The sequence below is a fragment of the Burkholderia sp. BCC1972 genome (assembly GCF_905339605.1).
Classification (GTDB): Bacteria; Pseudomonadota; Gammaproteobacteria; order Burkholderiales; family Burkholderiaceae; genus Burkholderia.
Genome location: NZ_CAJPGH010000002.1, coordinates 250,266 through 266,621, shown reverse-complemented (window position 1 = coordinate 266,621; position 16,356 = coordinate 250,266). Strand labels below are relative to the sequence as shown.

Below are 16,356 nucleotides of genomic sequence, written 5' to 3'. Positions count from 1 at the left end.
CCATGCAATTTGATCACTACATCGACAACGCCCGCGTCGCGCCGAATACCGGCGCGCGGATCGACGTCGTCGACCCGAGCACCGGCGAACCGTTCGCGACGATCGCGCGCGGCGATGCGACGGACGTGCAGCACGCCGTTTCCGCGGCACAGCGCGCGATGGGCGACACGCTCGACGGCCCGTGGGCGAGGCTGTCGCCGGTCGAGCGCAGCAACTTGCTGTTCGCGTACGCCGCCGCCGTCTCGCAGCATGCGGACGAACTCGCGCAGCTCGAGGCACGCGACACGGGCAAGGCGCTGAACACCGCGCGTACCGACGCAGCGGTGCTCGCGCGCTACCTCCAGTACTACGCCGGATGCGTCGACAAGCTGCACGGCGACACACTGCCCTATACCGCCGGGTTCACGGTATTGACGGTGCGTGAACCGATCGGCGTGACCGGCCACATCATTCCGTGGAATTACCCGATGCAGATCTACGGCCGCTCGGTCGGCGCGTCGCTCGCCGCCGGCAATGCGTGCGTGGTCAAGCCGGCCGAGGATGCGAGCCTGTCCATTCTGCGGCTGGCCGAAATCGCGGCCGAAGTCGGCTTTCCGGCCGGCACCGTCAACGTCGTCACGGGCTTGGGCGGCGAAGCCGGCGCGGCGCTGTCGGCCCATCCCGGCATTCGTCACGTCTCGTTTACCGGCTCGACCGGAACGGGTGCGCTGGTCGGCCGCGCGGCCGCCGAGCGTCACTGCCCGGCGGTACTCGAGCTGGGCGGCAAGTCGCCGCAACTGCTGTTCGACGATGCCGACCTCGACCAGGCGCTGCCCGTCATCATCAACGCAATCGTGCAGAACGCAGGGCAAACCTGCTCGGCCGGCAGCCGCCTGCTCGTCCAGCGCACCGTGTACGAGCGCGTGCTCGATCGTCTCGCCCAGCAATTTGCGCGGCTGCGTTCGGGGCCGCCGTCGATGAACCTGGAGATGGGGCCGCTCGTCAACGCAAAGCAGCATGCGCGGGTCCGCGCCATCGTCGAGCGTGCGCAGGCCGACGGCATTCGCGTGGCGGCGCGCGGCACCATCGCGGCCGGCGCATCGGGGGCAGGCTATTACCAGGAAGCGGTCCTGTTCCGCGACGTGCCGCCCGACAGCGAACTCGCGCAGGAAGAGGTATTCGGCCCCGTGCTCGCGGCCATGCCGTTCGACGACGAAGACGCGGCGGTCGCGCTCGCGAACGGCACGCAGTATGGCCTCGTCGCGGGCGTCTGGACGCGCGACGGCGCCCGCGCGCTGCGGCTCGCGCGCAAGCTGCAGGCCGGACAGGTCTTCATCAACAACTACGGCGCCGGCGGCGGCGTGGAACTGCCGTTCGGCGGCGTGAAGGCAAGCGGATATGGCCGTGAGAAAGGCTTTGAGGCATTGCTCGGCTTTACCGCGCTCAAGACCATCGCGATCAAGCACGATTGACCGCCGCAACGACGCGACGGCCGTTCGGGCCGTCGCCAGGGAATCGCCGGGTCCCGACTGACCATCGTGGGTGCCGGAGGCGGCGGCAAGACGCTCGGCAATCCGATCGTCGCGAACCCCGTTGTCGACGTCGGGCAGATCTACGCTCGCGACAACGCGTACGCGCGTGCCGCTGTCGAGATCGTCGGCACCGGACGGCCGGTCGATGATCTACAGCTGATCGAGCCCGCCGACATCTGGCTGCTGTCGGTGCCTGACACCCGGATTCCCGATCAATCGACGGACTGAAGGGTGGCGACTTTGTTGCGGCCCGTTGCCTTCGCGTAATACAACGCTTCGTCCGCCGCCTTGATCAACGAGCCCGGCTCGCCTTCCTGCTCCGGCGCCCAGCTCGCCAGACCGATGCTGGCCGTGACGCGCCCGTATTCGCTTCCGGCATGCTCGAGGCCGAGTTCATCGATGGCCGCACGGATGCGCTCGGCAATCTGCGCGGCGCCGGTTTGCGGCGTATCCGGGAGCAACACGACGAACTCCTCCCCGCCGTAGCGCGCCGCGGTATCGGCCGGGCGACGGATGTTCTCGCCGATGCAGCGCGCGACCGCCGCCAGCGCGTCGTCGCCCGCCTGGTGGCCGTACGTGTCGTTGTATGCCTTGAAGCGGTCGACGTCGACAAACAGCAGCGAGAAAACGGAATGCGCCCGGCGCGCGCGGCGCCATTCACGGTCCAGCACTTCCCCGAACGTGCGTCGATTGTTCAGGCCGGTGAGCCCATCGGTGCGGGCCAGCAGCACGAGCTCGGACTCGGCACGCATCCGGCGCCGCAGCTGGATGCCCAGCATGACCGACACGGCGACGAACGCGGCGCCGAACGTGGCCACCAGCGCGCCGATCGTCACGGCGCGGTGCCGCCAGCCGGCGTAAATGTCCTGTTCGGCCTCCGCGACCATGATGATCAGTGGCAGCTTCGGCAGGTGCTTGAAGTAGTAGAGGCGGCGCAGCCCGTCGATCGACGACGTTTCCGAAAAGGAACCCTCGGGTGCCGTCTGGAAACGCTGGAAGGTCGCAGCCTTGCTGATGTTTCGGCCGATCGTGTGCACGTCGTACGGGTAACGCATCACCATGATGCCGTCACTGCCGATCAGCGACATCGAGCCGTGCTGCCCAAGCGACAGGCCGGCAAACAGCTGACGGAAATACTCGAGGTTGATCGCGATCAGTGCGATGCCGCCAAACGAGCCGTCAGGGTTCGAGACCCGCCGCGACAGCACCATGCTGGGCGACCCGCCCCGCAACCGCGATGCGAACGGGTCACTGACGTAAAGCCCGACGTCGGGATTGTCGCGATGGACGGTGAAGTACTTGCGATCCGAAAAATTGCCCTGGCGCGGCACGTCGTTGGCGGAGTCCAGGACGATGTTGCCGCCCGCGTCGAGCACCAGCATCGAGCCGAGAAATCGGGCCGTCATCGCGTGGTCGAACAGCACGCCGCGGCGCAGGCTCGCGGGAGAATTCATCACGTCCTGCCGCTGCAGGCCCTGGAGCACCGCCTGTAGCGAGAGATCGTAGAGTTCGACGTTGCGCTCGATGTCGCGCTCGGCCATCAGGCCGAGATTGCGCGAGGTTTCGCGGGCGCGGTCGAGCGCATCGTCGCGGCTCTGGAACAGCAGCAGTGCGCACAGTCCCATCAGTGCACAGGCGATAACGATCCCAGTGACGACGACGGTGTAGGGGGCAGTCGACTTGGATCGCATGGAGGCTCTCGGATGTGGTGTGGGCGCACGTGCTGGCGCGTCTCCCGCATAGTAAAAAACCGATGGGGACGCATCAAGCCCGAGAAGACCCAGACGGGCCCCGTGCGACTTGGAAATATCTATCAATTTCCTCGATGGGTAACGCGTGCTCACGCCTGCCGACACTCAAGCCCACCCAACGCAGCGAGACATAAAACACATTGATATCAATTGGTTACGTCGATTCACCGCATAGTGAAATGCGAAGTGCGTTCCTTTTGCATGTCAATACCTATCAACCCCATAGCCAGCAGTGCTTTCAAACATATCGTCGAAACACGATATAAGATTCGCCAATCGACGATACCCGTTTGCCCGACCGAAACGCCCCACCCTTCCATGCCGACCGAACTCGACATCGACGCCATCCTGAAAGCGCTCTCGAACCCCGTGCGCCGGGAGATCCTCGTCTGGCTGAAAACGCCCGGCGAGTATTTCCCGCAACAGACGCTGCCGTACGAACACGGCGTCTGCGCGGGCCAGATCGACGCGCGCTGCGGGCTGTCGCAGTCGACCGTCTCCGCGCACCTCGCCACGCTGCAGCGCGCGGGGCTCGTGACGTCGACGCGGATCGGCCAGTGGGCATTTTTCCGGCGCAACGAGGCCGTCATCGACGCATTTCACGACGCCCTGCGCCGCGAACTCCAGCAAACGGCCTAACCGGCCATGCGGTGCGCCGCCGCACATGACGCGACGGTGCTCCCGCCTTTCGTGAAGAGGTTTTCCGATATGCCTACGCTGTTCGATCCCGTTACCCTTGGCGACCTGACCCTGCCGAACCGCATCGTGATGGCGCCGCTCACCCGCTCCCGTGCGGGCGAAGCGCGCGTGCCGAATGCATTGATGGCCCGCTATTACACCGAGCGCGCATCGGCCGGCCTGATCATTACCGAAGCGACGTCGGTCACGCCGCAAGGCGTCGGCTATGCAGACACGCCGGGCATCTGGTCCGACGAGCAGGTCGCAGGCTGGAAGCAGGTGACGCAATCCGTGCACGCGGCCGGCGGGCGCATCGTGCTGCAGCTGTGGCACGTCGGCCGGATCTCCGATCCGATGTTCCTGAATGGCGACCTGCCGGTCGCGCCGAGCGCGATCGCCGCGGGCGGCAACGTGAGCCTCGTGCGTCCGCCGCGTCCGTTCGTGACGCCGCGCGCCCTCGAACTCGACGAAATCCCGGGCATCGTCGCCGCCTACCGCAAGGGCGCCGAGAACGCGAAGGCGGCCGGCTTCGACGGCGTCGAGATCCACGGCGCAAACGGCTACCTGCTCGACCAGTTCCTGCAGGACAGCACCAACCGCCGCACCGATGCGTACGGCGGCCCGATCGAGAACCGCGCACGCCTGCTGCTCGAAGTGGTCGACGCAGCGATCGACGTGTGGGGCGCCGGCCGTGTCGGCGTGCACCTCGCGCCGCGCGGCGACGCGCACACGATGGGCGATTCCGATCCGGCGGCAACCTTCGGCTACGTCGCGCGCGAACTCGGCCGCCGCAAGATCGCGTTCATCTTCACGCGCGAATCGTATTCGGGCGACCACTTGAGCCCGCGCCTGAAGGAAGCGTTCGGCGGCCCGCTGATTGCAAACGAGCAGTTCACGCTCGACACCGCGCAGGCCGCGCTCGAGAACGGCAGCGCCGACGCGATCGCGTGGGGCAAGCTGTTCATCGCGAACCCGGACCTGCCGCGCCGCCTCGAAATCGGCGCACCGCTCAACAAGCCGGTGCCGGAGACGTTCTATGCGGAAGGCGAAACGGGTTATACCGACTACCCGGCGCTGAGCGACGCGGCCTGACGGCCGGCGACACGCGCGGCGCACGGTCGTGTGCCGCGCCCTTCCCGTCGCCTGGGCGCGGCGCGTCAGCGTGCCGTGTCCTCGCGAAACAACGCCAGGCCGACGAGACTGGCCACCCCGCCGCCGAGCACGTACCAGGCCGGCGCATAGAAGCTGCCCGTCGCACGCCACAACGCGCCGACGATCAACTGCGCGAAACCGCCGAAGATCGTCACGCCCAGTGCATAGATCATGCCGAGCGATGTCGCACGGACTTCCGGTCGCAAGGCGTCGAGGATCATCACGAAGCCCGCGGGGCTCGACAGCGTCATCAGTCCGATCAGCACGATCACGACCGCCAGCACGGTGAAGACCGACGGCCATGTGCGCATCGCAAGGAACGCCGGCAGCACGAGTGCGGTCGAGATCGCGCACACCGTTCGCAGCATCGGCTTGCGGCGGCGCAGGCGGTCCGCGAACCGGCCTGCGAACGGTGAGCCGACCAGCATCACCGCGCCTGCCGTGCAGCCGGACAGCAACGAGACGGAAGCCGGCATGCCGAGTGTCAGCGTCAGGAACGACGGCAGGAAAAACACGATCGTATACATCGTCGACGTGCCGCCGATCACCAGCAACGTGCCGGCCGCGACCTGCCGCCACGGAATGCGGCGGCTGGCACGCGGCGCGCCCGCTGCCGCATGCGGCAGGGTGTCGTCGAGATGGCGCCTCAGATAAAACCCGACCGGCCCGATCAGCAGGCCGAGCACGAACGGCACACGCCAGCCCCAGCCTTGCAGCGCATCGGGCGGCAACCCGCGCGACAGCGTCAACGCGACGAGCGCGCCGGCGAGCGCCGCGCCACCCTGGCTGGCCATCTGCCAACTGACCAGTTCGCCACTCCGACGGGTACCACCCGACTCCATCAGCAACGTCGTCGCGGCCCCGACCTCGCCACCTGCCGAAAAACCCTGCAGCAACCGGCCGATCACGATCAGCAGCGGCGCCGCGATGCCGATCTGCGCATAGGTCGGTGCGAATCCGATGATGCCGGTGCCGAGCGCCATCAGCGCGACCGTCAGTACCAGCGCGGGCTTGCGCCCGACGCGATCCGCATACGCGCCGATCGCGACGCTGCCGAGCGGCCGTGCGACGAACCCGACGCCGAAGGTCGCCAGCGACAGCATCAACGCACCCGTATCGCTGGACGCCGGAAAGAACAGCCGGCCGATCAGCACCGCGAAGAAGCTGTACACGGTGAAGTCGAAGAATTCGAGTCCGTTGCCGAGCGCTGCCGCGGCAACGGTCCGCCGCATCGCGCGTCGTTCGTCGATTGTCTGCGCGGCAGCCGCGCGATTCAGGGTGCTCATCCGAAGCCCTCGTTCAGAAATTGTGATACATCCCGAGCGACACCGTCACGGGCGTCGTGCCGGTGCGCGGCGTCGTGCGACCGGGCTCGGTCGGCAACGGATTGCCGTTCAGCAGAACGGTCGACACGCCGTAGTTGCGGATGAACCCGGCCCGCGCATAGAGGCCGGTACGTTTCGACAACAGGTAGTCGTAGCCGAGCATGACGCCCAGCGCCGAATCCTTCGCCGATCGGCCGGCGGCATCGCGCACGCCCGACGTATCGCGATAGACGACCGACGCGCGAACCGCATTCACCCCGAACGGCACGATGGTGCCGAGGGTGTACACGCGTGCGATCCCGTCGCCGGCAAGTTTCGGCGCATATTGATTGAACGACGCGGACAGCACAAGCCGCCCCGTGTCGTACACGGCACCAAGCCCGTACAGGTCGTTGCGTACCGTGCTCGCGCCGTTGACGCCCCACACCTGGTTGTAGCTCGCCGCCAGATAGGTCGTGCCGTTGTACCACTGCAGCAGCGCACCCTGCGCGGACGCAGCCGGTGCGCGCCCCGCGACGTTGCTGGGCGCGTACATCAGCATCAGCGTCGTGGTGCCGGCCACGATCGGCGTGCGATAGGTAATCGCGTTGTCGACGCGTGCCGGCAGTTGCGTCGCGCCCGGTCCGAGGTCGCTGTTGTAGCCGACGCCGCGCGCCGTCTGCACGGCGGCCGCGCCGAGCCACGTGTAAACCGAATTGGTGCCCACGGTGCCGAACACGTCGATGAACAGCGGCAGCCCCGTGCCGATCTGCTTGCCGGCTCGCAGCCGGCCATAGCGGTCGGACATGAGGCCGATCCACGACTGCCGGTTGAAGAACGACTGCGTATCCTGCTGCGCGCCGTTGTTCGCGAGAAAACCGCTCTCGAGATTGAATTCGGCACGCCACCCGCCGCCGAGATTCTCGCGCCCGAAGAAGCCGAATTTCGACGTCCACTCGCCGCCGCTCTGGGTCTGCCATGTCGACCGCCCGCCAACCGTCTGGTAGTTGATCCCCATGTCGACCGAGCCGTACAGCGCCACGCCCTCCTTCAACCCGCCGTTGAACTCCGGCACCGCCGCGAGCAGCACGTCCTGATACGGCACCGCGCAGGCGCTTCCGGTGACCAGCGCCAGACACCCCGCACCCCATGTCAGCCTCTTCTTCATTCGTTTTCCTTATTTTTCAGCGAGAAAATTCGGAATTGCCGCGACTGGCCTACCTGCTCGTCAAACCGCCAGGAAGCGCTCCGTGATGCCGACGAAATAGGCGGCGCCCCAGCCGAGCGCCTCGTCATTGAAGTCGTAGCCCGGGTTGTGAACCGAGCAGCCGCCGTGCGAATCGATACCGTTGCCGAGCATCACGTAGCAACCCGGCACGCACTCCGTCATCCATGAAAAATCCTCGCTGCCCATCACGCCGTCGGCGAGCAGCGTGAGCGCACCGGCGCCGGCCAGCGCCGTGATCGTCTCGACCGCGAGATCCGCGGCAGCGGCATCGTTGACGACCACGCGCGAGATGGCCTGGTAGTCGACCTGCGCAACGGTCCCGTAGGCCTGCGCCTGCGCGTCGGCGATCCGGCGAATCCGCGCCTCGACCTCGTCGCGCGTGGCTGCGTCGAGCGAGCGGACCGACAGTTGCAGCGTCGCGGTCTCCGGAATCACGTTCGGGGCCGTGCCGGCATGGAACGTACCGACGGTCACCACTGCCGCCTTGGCCGGATCGATGTTGCGGGCGACGATCGATTGCAGCGCGGTCACGATGTTCGCCGCCGCCACGATCGGATCGCTCGCGTGCTGCGGCATCGCGCCGTGCCCGCCCTTGCCCGTCACGGTGATCGTCACCGAATCGGACGACGCCATCATCGCGCCGTAGCGCAACGCGAAATGGCCGACCGGTACGCCAGGCGCGTTATGCAGCGCATAGACGCGCTCGCAGGGAAAGCGCTCGAACAGGCCCTCCTCGATCATTCGCCTCGCGCCGCCCAGTCCTTCCTCCGCGGGCTGAAAGATCACGTTCAGCGTGCCGTCGAAACGCCCCCGTCCGGCCAGATGATGAGCCGCCGCAAGCAGGATCGCCGTATGGCCGTCATGACCGCACGCGTGCATCGTGCCGGCGACCGTGCTTGCATGGGGCAGGCCCGTTTCTTCCCGAATCGGCAACGCGTCCATGTCGGCGCGCAAGCCGAGCGTGCGCGACGACGTACCGCGCCGCAACCGGCCGACCACGCCGGTGCCGCCGATGCCGGTCGTCACGTCGTAGCCCCACTCGGCCAATTGCGCGGCGACGATCCGCGCGGTGCGGGTTTCGGCAAAACCGAGTTCCGGGTGGGCATGGATGTCGCGTCGGATCGCGACAAAGCGGGGAGCGGCTTCACGGATCGCCGCGAGCGTCGGGGCAAGGTCCTGCGTCATGTCTGGCTCCATTGGATCGGCTGCATCGCAACCGCTGCGGCCAAGTATGGAGAGACGCGCCAGGTCAAAAAACACATCAATTTTGATACGAATAAGATTTGGTTATATCCTCCGCATCATGAAAACCCATCAATTGCGCGCGCTGGTCGCAGTGGCCACGGCGGGCAGCATCAAGGCTGCCGCGAAAACGATGCACGTCAGCCAGCCGGCCGTCAGCAAGGCGATTCAGGAACTGGAAAGCGAATTCGGCGTGGCGCTTCTCGAACGCAAGCCGTGGGGGGTCGTGCCGACGCCGGAAGGCGACGTATTGCTCGGCCGCGCGCATGCGGTCGTGCGGGAACTCGAGCGTGCGCGCGACGACATCGCGCATCTGAAGGGGCTGCGTGAAGGCAGGTTGGTGCTCGGCTTCACGCCGATCGTCGCGGTAACGGGGTTCGCGCACGCCTATGCCGAATTTCGACGCCACTGGCCGCATGTCGAGTGCGAACTGCGCGAACTGTCGTTCAGCCAGCTGACCGAGCAGTTGCACAGCCGGACCCTCGATCTCGCGTTCGCGGCCATCACCGGCGAGGTCGCCGAGTCCGCCGACGTGAAGCCGATCCGCACCTTCGACACCGCATTCGTCACCCGCGAGAACGGGCGTTTCGCCGGTGCGACTTCGCTGGACGCGCTACGCGATGCCGAATGGATCCACACCGATCCGAGCGACAATTTTCCAGCGCACATTCGCGCTCTCCATGCGCACGCGGGCCTGCCGGCGCCGCGCTGCATCACGCGCTGCACGTCGTATGCGCTGTTCTACAGCCTGCTTCTCACGACGGACGCAATCTTCTCGTGGACCCGGCACTCGCTGTCGGAAACCGTGTTCGGCCAGGCGCTCACGCCGCTCCCGCTGCCGCTGGCGCCGCCACCGCTGCAGCTCTATCGGCTCACGCCGCCCGGCCTGCAGTTGACGCGCCCCGCGACGGATTTTCTCGCGTACATCGAAGCCGCGTTCGCGGCGCGTTCGTTCGGGAGCGATACGCGGCGCTGACTGCGCCGGAATCGGTCCGCGCGGGCATCAGGCCGCCACGGCGCGCCGCATGAACACGCGCTGCGTTTCGTCGAGACCCAGCGAGATGTGGTGCGCGCGAATCGCGCGCAGCATACCGTCGAGCAATGCGTCGTCGATGATGTGAAAACCGAGGCGCGCGTAGTAAGGCGCGTTCCACGGCGCGCCGCGAAACGTCGACAGCACGACCTCGGCGATGCCGTCTTGCGCGGCGCGCGTCATGATCCGCTCGATCAGGCGCGCGCCGATCCGCTGCCCCGCATGCGACGGCGCGACATCAAGTTCCTCCAGATACAACCGTTGCGCACCGAGCAGCCGGTAGAACGCGAACCCCACGCACGCGCCCTGCGGATCGACCGCGACGTACGCGCGGCCGTCGTCGATCCGCACGAGCACGGCAGCCGCGTCGGTCGACTCGCCGTCGGCGATGTCGATCATGCCGATTTCGCGAAACCGCTGCGCGGCGGCGACTTCCACGGCGGCCATCGCGGCCGCGTCTTCCCGCGTGGCGGGGCGAATCAGGATCGATGCAGGCATGACGGCAATTCAGGCAGGCAGTCTGGACGGACGGACGTCACTATAATCGAAACTTCATACGTATCGATTCGACCACCCGATCCACGAGGTCCATCATGACGTTGTCCGCACTCGCCGTCTTCGCCTTCGCCCTGCTCGTCACCGCCGGCACGCCCGGCCCGAGCGTCGCCGCGCTCGTCGCGCGCGTGCTGACGAACGGCGTGCGCGACGTGTTGCCGTTCCTCGCGGCCATGTGGCTCGGCGAGGCGCTGTGGCTCACGCTCGCGGTCGCGGGGCTGTCGGCATTCGCGCGCACGTTCGCGACGGGCCTGATCGTGCTGAAGCTGCTCGGCGTCGCGTACCTGCTGTTCCTTGCGTGGAAGATGTGGACCGCACCGACCGACACGGGTGCGGACGACCTGCCGCGCGGCCAGTCGCCGTGGCGCATGTTCGTCGCCGGCACGCTCGTGACGCTCGGCAACCCGAAGATCATGGTGTTCTATCTCGCGCTGCTGCCGACCATCGTCGACCTCGCGCACGTCGGCGTCGTCGCGTGGGCCGAGCTGGTCGGCACGATGCTCGCGGTGTTGGTCCTCGCCGACTGCTTCTGGTCGCTGCTCGCGTCGCGTGCCCGTGCGTTCCTGACGTCGGCACGTGCGAAGCGGATCGCGAACCGCACGAGCGCGACCGCGATGGCCGGTGCGGCGGTGGCGATCGCGACGCGGTAGTCCGACGGGCCACACGACGCCTGCGCCTGCCGCCTGTCGTGCCATCGCTCGATCGCGTCGCCTTTCACCAGACGTTCGACGCCAAGGCACTCGCAGTCTTCAACGCGAAGCTGCGCTGATCAACAGCGAAACGCCCTGCGCCACGTGCGCGGCTCCGGCATAGGGTCGTTGCACTCGATCAGCGCACGCACCAGCGCCCAGTCGTCGTCGTCGCAGAAATCGAGCAGCACCGCGCCATACGAACCGCGTTGCTCACGCAATCGTTCGGCCAACCGCGCATGAATGCCCTGGACCCTGCCGTCGCCGTGCGCCACCACGGACGGATTCGCGCCCATCCCCGTCCCGCTGCAGAAACTGATCGCCCAGCGGCCGCTGTCCGGCAGCGGCAGGTGCGTCAGCAACGCGTCGATCGCGCGCCACTTCCACGCGATCGACGCGGCCACCGGCACGCGGTACTCGTCCTGAATCACGAACGCGCCGTCGGGATGATCGATCGTGAACGTCGCGTTGTCGGGCCAAGCGGTCAGGTCGATACCGAGCGGCCGGCCGCTGCGAAAGCGCCGCAGCAGCACGATCGCGCCGCGCACGTCGCCGAGCGCGGGCAGCGTGCCGCCGGCATGCCAGCGCAGCCGCGGATGCCGCGCGCGATGCGCGTCGAACGTCGCGTCGAAACCGCGCGTGCATGCGTGCGCCGGCCACTCGTCCTTCACCGACATCACGATGCATTCGCGCGGATGCGCATCGAGAAAGCGCGTACAGGTTGCCAGCACGTCGTCGAACGTCATCCCGAGCGCGATGCCGCCGTGATGGATGTCGAACGCATCGCGCACGTGCCGGCAGCGGATGTCGAGCAGCCGCACGCCGTGCGCGAGCTGCGCGTCGAGCGGTGCGCGCTGCGTGCGCACGAGCCCGTCGTCGACCGTATACGCACAGGTGTCATGGCTGCCCGGTAGGGTCAGCGTATGCAGCAACCGCGCATCGTCGAGCGCCGACATCCAGTCGGCGAGCGGCATGCACGTTTCGTGGCTCGAAGGGATCATGAATCGATGAATGACAAGGAAAGAAAGCCGTGGGTAACGGCGTCGGACGTCGCGGCGCGGGCCGGGGTCTCGCGCTCCGCGGTATCTCGCGCATTCTCGCCGACGGCGAGCATCGCACCGCAAACCCGTGAACGCGTGATGGTCGCCGCACGCGCGCTCGGCTACCAGGTCAACCTGATCGCGCGCGACATGATCACGCAGCGCAGCAGCATGATCGGCGTCGTGACGGCTGGGTTCGAGAACCCGTTCCGCGCACGGTTGCTGTCGGACCTGATGGCCACGCTCGGGCAACGTGCGCTCACGCCGCTCGTGACCAATGCGGAAGATCCGCGTCAGGTCCGGCAATCGCTCGAACAGCTGCTCAGCTACCGGATCGCGGGGCTCGTCATGACGTCCGCGTCGCCGCCGCTGTCGGTCGCGCAGCAGTATCTCGAACACCGGATTCCGGTCGTGATGATCAACCGCGAGGCGAACCTGCCGGGTGCCGACGTCGTCGTCAGCGACAACGCGGCGGGGGCCGTTCATGCGGCGCAGCGGCTCGTGCGGGCCGGCGCGCGCCGGCTCGCGTTCGTCGGGCCGCGCGGTGCCAGCTACAGCGCGCGGTCGCGCGCCGCGGCATTCGAACACGCGATCGGGCAACGCGACGCCTTCGACGCGACGCTCGCGCACGTGATCGACACACCGTCCGACACCCATGCCGGCGGAATCGATGCAGCACGGCAACTGTTCGGGGCGAGCGAACGGCCCGATGGCGTGTTCTGCTCGTCCGACCTGCTCGCGCTCGGCGTGATCGATGTCGCGCGCAGCGAATTCGGGTTGCGCGTGCCGGACGACCTGTGCGTGATCGGCTTCGACGACATTCCGGCCGCCGAGTACGAAGCGTACCGGCTGACGACGCTGCGGCAGGACACGCGCGGCCTCGCGCACGCGGCGATCGAGCTGCTCGCGGACCGCATGCAGACGTTCGACGGCCCGTCGCGCACGCGCGTCGTGCCGGTCACGCAGGTGGTACGGGACAGCTGCGCGTGACGGCATGACATCGGGCGTGACATCGGGCGCGGCACGGCCGCGCGTCACTTCAGCCCGCCCGCGAACCCGCGCAACAGGTAGCGCTGCACATAGCCGGCCACGGCCAGCGTGGGCAGCGATGCCATCAGCCCCGCGCTCATCAGGTCGCCCCAGTCGATGCCGTTCTCCGTCACGTAGCCGGCAATCGCGAGCGGCAGCGTGAAACGGCTCGGGGTCGACACGAACAGCAGCGCGATCAGGAATTCGTTCCATGCGGCGATGAACACGAAGATCGCCGTCGCGATCAGCCCCGGCGCGCACAGCGGCAGCACGATCTGCACGAGCCGGCGCGCAAGCCCCGCACCGTCGATGCAGGCCGCCTCTTCATACTCGATCGGCACTTCCCGTACGAACGCGAGCAGCATCCAGATCGCCATCGGCAGCGCATAAATCTGGTACGCGAGCATCAGGCCGAGCGTCGAATCAAGCAGGTGCAGCCGCTTCGCGAGTGCGAACAACGGCACCGCGATCGTGATCGGCGGCATCAGCTTCAACGCGAGCACGAGCACCAGGAACAGCAGGTCGAGCCGCGCCGGAAACCGCAGACGCACGAGCGCGTACGCGGCCGGAAACGCGAGCGCCAGCGCGAGCAGCGTCGTGCCGAAACCGACCAGCAGCGAATTCAACAGCGGCGCGCCGATGCCGTTCGACCATACCGATGCGAAATGCTCGAGCGTCGGCGCGGCCGGCCAGATCCGCAGCGGATGATCGAGGCGTTCGAGCGTCGGCATGAAAGCCGCGCCGGCCATCCACATGCATGGCAGCAGCAACAGCGCGAGCGCGGCGATGCGCAAGACCCACGGCATCGCGCGACCGAATGCGGCGCCCGTTCGCGCGCCCGTGATGCCTGCCGGATGCGCCGTCATGCGCGCCGCTTGCGAACCGTCTGCCATACGTACCCCGAAACCAGCACGGCGGACGCCGCGAGCATCAGCACCGACGCGGCGCTCGCCGGCCCGACGTTGAAGAAGCGGAAGCCCGTGTCGTAGATATAGGTCGACAACGTCTGCGTCGCGTTGCCGGGGCCGCCGCCCGTCAACGCATAGACCTTGTCGAACAGCTTGAACGTGTCGATCGAGCGCAGCAGCAGCGCGAGGCCGATCTGCGGCGCCGCGAGCGGCAGCGTGATGTCGCGCAGGCACTGCCACTCGCTCGCGCCGTCGGTGCGCGCGGCTTCGTAGAGTTCCTGCGGAATCGACTGCAGCCCGGCCAGCACGATCAGGAACGCCATCGGCGTCCACTGCCAGACGTCGACGAGCGCGAGCGACCACAGCGCGAGATGCGGGTCGGACAGCCAGCGCACGCCTTCGATGCCGAACGCCGCGAGCAGCGCGTTCAGGAAGCCGTCGAAGTTCAGCCAGTTGCGCCAGATCGCCGAACACACGAGCGTCGACAGCATCATCGGCAGGATCGCGAGCGGCAGCGCGATGCGCCGCCCCGGAAACGCACGCACGAACAGCAGCGCGAGGCCGAAGCCCAGCGCGACTTCGGCGAGCGACGCAACGATCGTGAAGCGCAGCGTGTTGCCGAAGCCGGCCGTGAACGCATCGTCGCCTAGCACCGCGCGGTAGTTCGCGAGCCCCGCGAACGCGCGGCGCCCGGCCGCGTAGTCGACCTGGCAGAACGAATCGATCAGCACCTGCGCGACCGGATACAGCGCGAGCGCGGCGAGCACCAGCAGCGCGGGACCGAGCAGCGCGACGAACGGCAGGCTGCGGCCGAAGCCTTTCATGCGCGATCTCCGGCCGACGGATTCACGTGCGCGGTCACTTGCCGGCCGCGGCCGTCGCCTGCGTGATCTTCTGCTGCGCCTGGCGCAGCGCGGCGTCGGGTGCGGCCTGCCCCGTCAGCGCGAGCTGCAGCTGGTCGCCGAGAATGCTCTCGACCTGCTGCCAGTCCTTCACGCGCGGCCGTGCACGGCCGGCTTCGAGCGCCTTGAGCTGATCGGGATACCAGCGGTACTGACGCACCAGCGCCGGATCGTTGAACACGCTGCGACGAGTCGGCGGAATGCCGATGCCGGCGAGGCGCGTCTGCGTATCGCGCGCGGTCAGGTAAGCGAGGAAATCCTGCGCGAGCTTCTCGTGCGGCGCATCCTTCGGAATGCCCATCTGCCAGATCCCGAGCATCGGCGCCGGGCCGGCGGTCTGCCCGGGCGGCGGCTGCAGCGCGATCTGCCCGACCACGCGCGACTGCTTCGGATCGTCGAGCGCCGGCACCCACGCCGGCCACACCTCGATCGACTGCGCGGCCGTGCCGCGCTGCAGCGCGTCGCGCACTTCCGCCGCGCCGTACACGTCGACGTCCTTCGGCGCCGACGCCTTCAGCGCGAGGAACGTCTTCAGCGCGGCCTGCGCTTCGCGCGAATCGATCGTCACGTTGCCGGCATGGTCGAACACGTCGCCGCCGTACGCCCACAGGATCGGCAGGAAACCCGTCACGACGGGGTTGCCCTTGGTGCCGCGAAACACGACGCCCGACACGCTCTTGTCCGCGCCGCCGACGGTCTGCGCGATCTTCAGCACGTCGTCCCAGTTGCGCGGCGGCTGCAGCTTGTACTTCGCGAGCAGGTCCTTGCGGTACGCGAACATCTCGACGTTGCCGACGATCGGCAGCGCGTACAGCGCACCGGCCGCGTTGCGGCCGAGCGCGACGGCGGACGGCACGAGATCGGCGTCCGCGAGCGAGGCCGGCAGCGGCTTCAGCCAGCCGTTGCCGATGAATTCGGGCGCCCACGTGTCGTCCATCATCACGAGGTCGTATGCGCCCGTGCCTTCGCGCATCGACAGCTTGAGCTTCTGGTACAGGTTCGCGTTCGGCAGCTTGAGCAGCTCGATCTCGGTGCCCGGGTGCAGCTTGGTGAAACCGGCGACGGCGTCGGCCAGCCCCTTGCCGTAGATGTCGTCGCGGCCTGCGATGACGAGATCCGCCGCGAAGGCGTGCGTGGCGGCAACGGATAGCGCAACGGCGGCGGACAGCGCGCGCAGGCGGCTCAGCAAGGTCATGAGGTCTCTCTCGTTCGGCGTGATGGCGGGACGGCCAGGCGTTGCACACGTGTGCAACGCGGGTGACGCGGCTGGCCGCCGGGTGCGAACGCCATTGTTCACGCCGATCGTTAAGAATTTATGGCACACGGCGGGAACG

16 protein-coding genes are annotated in these 16,356 nt (G+C 67.6%); 7 read left to right on the top strand and 9 right to left on the bottom strand.

All coding sequences use genetic code 11. The features are described 5' to 3' along the window. Positions 1 to 2: 2 nt before the first annotated feature. Together U5798_RS04700 and U5798_RS04695 are read left to right on the top strand one after the other, a co-directional pair. Complete coding sequence (locus U5798_RS04700; protein WP_322081360.1) at positions 3 to 1,451, top strand: aldehyde dehydrogenase family protein; 1,449 nt, start codon at positions 3 to 5, stop codon at positions 1,449 to 1,451. A gap of 66 nt (positions 1,452 to 1,517) precedes the next feature. Beyond that, on the top strand, positions 1,518 to 1,739 hold the full coding sequence (locus tag U5798_RS04695; RefSeq protein ID WP_260434841.1) for a hypothetical protein: 222 nt from the start codon (positions 1,518 to 1,520) through the stop codon (positions 1,737 to 1,739). Here the strand turns inward: U5798_RS04695 and U5798_RS04690 are convergent. Further along, positions 1,724 to 3,202 carry a sensor domain-containing diguanylate cyclase gene (locus tag U5798_RS04690; protein WP_322081359.1) on the bottom strand — a complete coding sequence of 493 codons (1,479 nt, stop codon included), beginning with the start codon at positions 3,200 to 3,202 and terminating at the stop codon, positions 1,724 to 1,726. The genes U5798_RS04695 and U5798_RS04690 overlap by 16 nt on opposite strands. Before the next feature lie 378 nt (positions 3,203 to 3,580). Between U5798_RS04690 and U5798_RS04685 the strand changes: the two genes are divergently transcribed. After that, positions 3,581 to 3,901 carry an ArsR/SmtB family transcription factor gene (locus U5798_RS04685; protein ID WP_124449813.1) on the top strand — a complete coding sequence of 107 codons (321 nt, stop codon included), beginning with the start codon at positions 3,581 to 3,583 and terminating at the stop codon, positions 3,899 to 3,901. Positions 3,902 to 3,970: 69 nt separating this feature from the next. After that, positions 3,971 to 5,032: an alkene reductase gene (locus U5798_RS04680; protein ID WP_322081358.1), complete on the top strand. Its 1,062-nt coding sequence runs from the start codon at positions 3,971 to 3,973 to the stop codon at positions 5,030 to 5,032. Between the two features lie 65 nt (positions 5,033 to 5,097). Here U5798_RS04680 and U5798_RS04675 read toward each other — a convergent pair whose 3' ends face one another. Genes U5798_RS04675 through U5798_RS04665 form a run of 3 tightly spaced genes read right to left on the bottom strand, consistent with a single transcriptional unit; the run spans position 5,098 to position 8,809 of the window. Beyond that, positions 5,098 to 6,378 (bottom strand): MFS transporter, encoded by a 1,281-nt coding sequence (locus U5798_RS04675; protein WP_322081357.1) that lies wholly within the window; start codon positions 6,376 to 6,378, stop codon positions 5,098 to 5,100. A 13-nt stretch (positions 6,379 to 6,391) separates the two neighbouring features. After that, positions 6,392 to 7,564: a porin gene (locus U5798_RS04670; RefSeq protein ID WP_322081356.1), complete on the bottom strand. Its 1,173-nt coding sequence runs from the start codon at positions 7,562 to 7,564 to the stop codon at positions 6,392 to 6,394. Between the two features lie 60 nt (positions 7,565 to 7,624). Continuing rightward, entirely contained in the window at positions 7,625 to 8,809 is a 1,185-nt protein-coding gene (locus tag U5798_RS04665) for a M20 aminoacylase family protein (RefSeq protein WP_322081355.1), read from the bottom strand. Between the two features lie 118 nt (positions 8,810 to 8,927). Between U5798_RS04665 and U5798_RS04660 the strand changes: the two genes are divergently transcribed. Then, positions 8,928 to 9,842, top strand: a complete 915-nt coding sequence (locus U5798_RS04660) for a LysR family transcriptional regulator (protein ID WP_322081354.1) — start codon at positions 8,928 to 8,930, stop codon at positions 9,840 to 9,842. Positions 9,843 to 9,869: 27 nt separating this feature from the next. On the opposite strand, the gene U5798_RS04655 is transcribed toward U5798_RS04660, so the two are convergent. Then, a complete protein-coding gene (locus tag U5798_RS04655; protein ID WP_322081353.1) occupies positions 9,870 to 10,397 on the bottom strand; it encodes a GNAT family N-acetyltransferase in 528 nt (175 codons plus the stop codon). Positions 10,398 to 10,492: 95 nt separating this feature from the next. Here U5798_RS04655 and U5798_RS04650 point away from each other — a divergent pair, with 95 nt between their 5' ends. Continuing rightward, positions 10,493 to 11,104 carry a LysE family translocator gene (locus U5798_RS04650; RefSeq protein ID WP_322081352.1) on the top strand — a complete coding sequence of 204 codons (612 nt, stop codon included), beginning with the start codon at positions 10,493 to 10,495 and terminating at the stop codon, positions 11,102 to 11,104. A gap of 119 nt (positions 11,105 to 11,223) precedes the next feature. Here the strand turns inward: U5798_RS04650 and U5798_RS04645 are convergent, their stop codons facing one another. Further along, on the bottom strand, positions 11,224 to 12,144 hold the full coding sequence (locus U5798_RS04645; RefSeq protein ID WP_322081351.1) for a phosphatidylinositol-specific phospholipase C: 921 nt from the start codon (positions 12,142 to 12,144) through the stop codon (positions 11,224 to 11,226). Positions 12,145 to 12,150: 6 nt separating this feature from the next. Between U5798_RS04645 and U5798_RS04640 the strand changes: the two genes are divergently transcribed. Then, positions 12,151 to 13,173, top strand: a complete 1,023-nt coding sequence (locus U5798_RS04640; protein ID WP_322081350.1) for a LacI family DNA-binding transcriptional regulator — start codon at positions 12,151 to 12,153, stop codon at positions 13,171 to 13,173. Positions 13,174 to 13,217: 44 nt separating this feature from the next. Here the strand turns inward: U5798_RS04640 and U5798_RS04635 are convergent, their stop codons facing one another. Genes U5798_RS04635 through U5798_RS04625 form a run of 3 tightly spaced genes read right to left on the bottom strand, consistent with a single transcriptional unit; the run spans position 13,218 to position 16,217 of the window. Further along, positions 13,218 to 14,078, bottom strand: a complete 861-nt coding sequence (locus U5798_RS04635) for a carbohydrate ABC transporter permease (protein WP_322081486.1) — start codon at positions 14,076 to 14,078, stop codon at positions 13,218 to 13,220. Beyond that, entirely contained in the window at positions 14,075 to 14,944 is an 870-nt protein-coding gene (locus U5798_RS04630; RefSeq protein WP_322081349.1) for a sugar ABC transporter permease, read from the bottom strand. Before U5798_RS04630 ends, U5798_RS04635 begins: the two co-directional genes overlap by 4 nt. Before the next feature lie 34 nt (positions 14,945 to 14,978). Beyond that, positions 14,979 to 16,217: an ABC transporter substrate-binding protein gene (locus U5798_RS04625; protein WP_322081348.1), complete on the bottom strand. Its 1,239-nt coding sequence runs from the start codon at positions 16,215 to 16,217 to the stop codon at positions 14,979 to 14,981. Positions 16,218 to 16,356 lie beyond the last annotated feature (139 nt).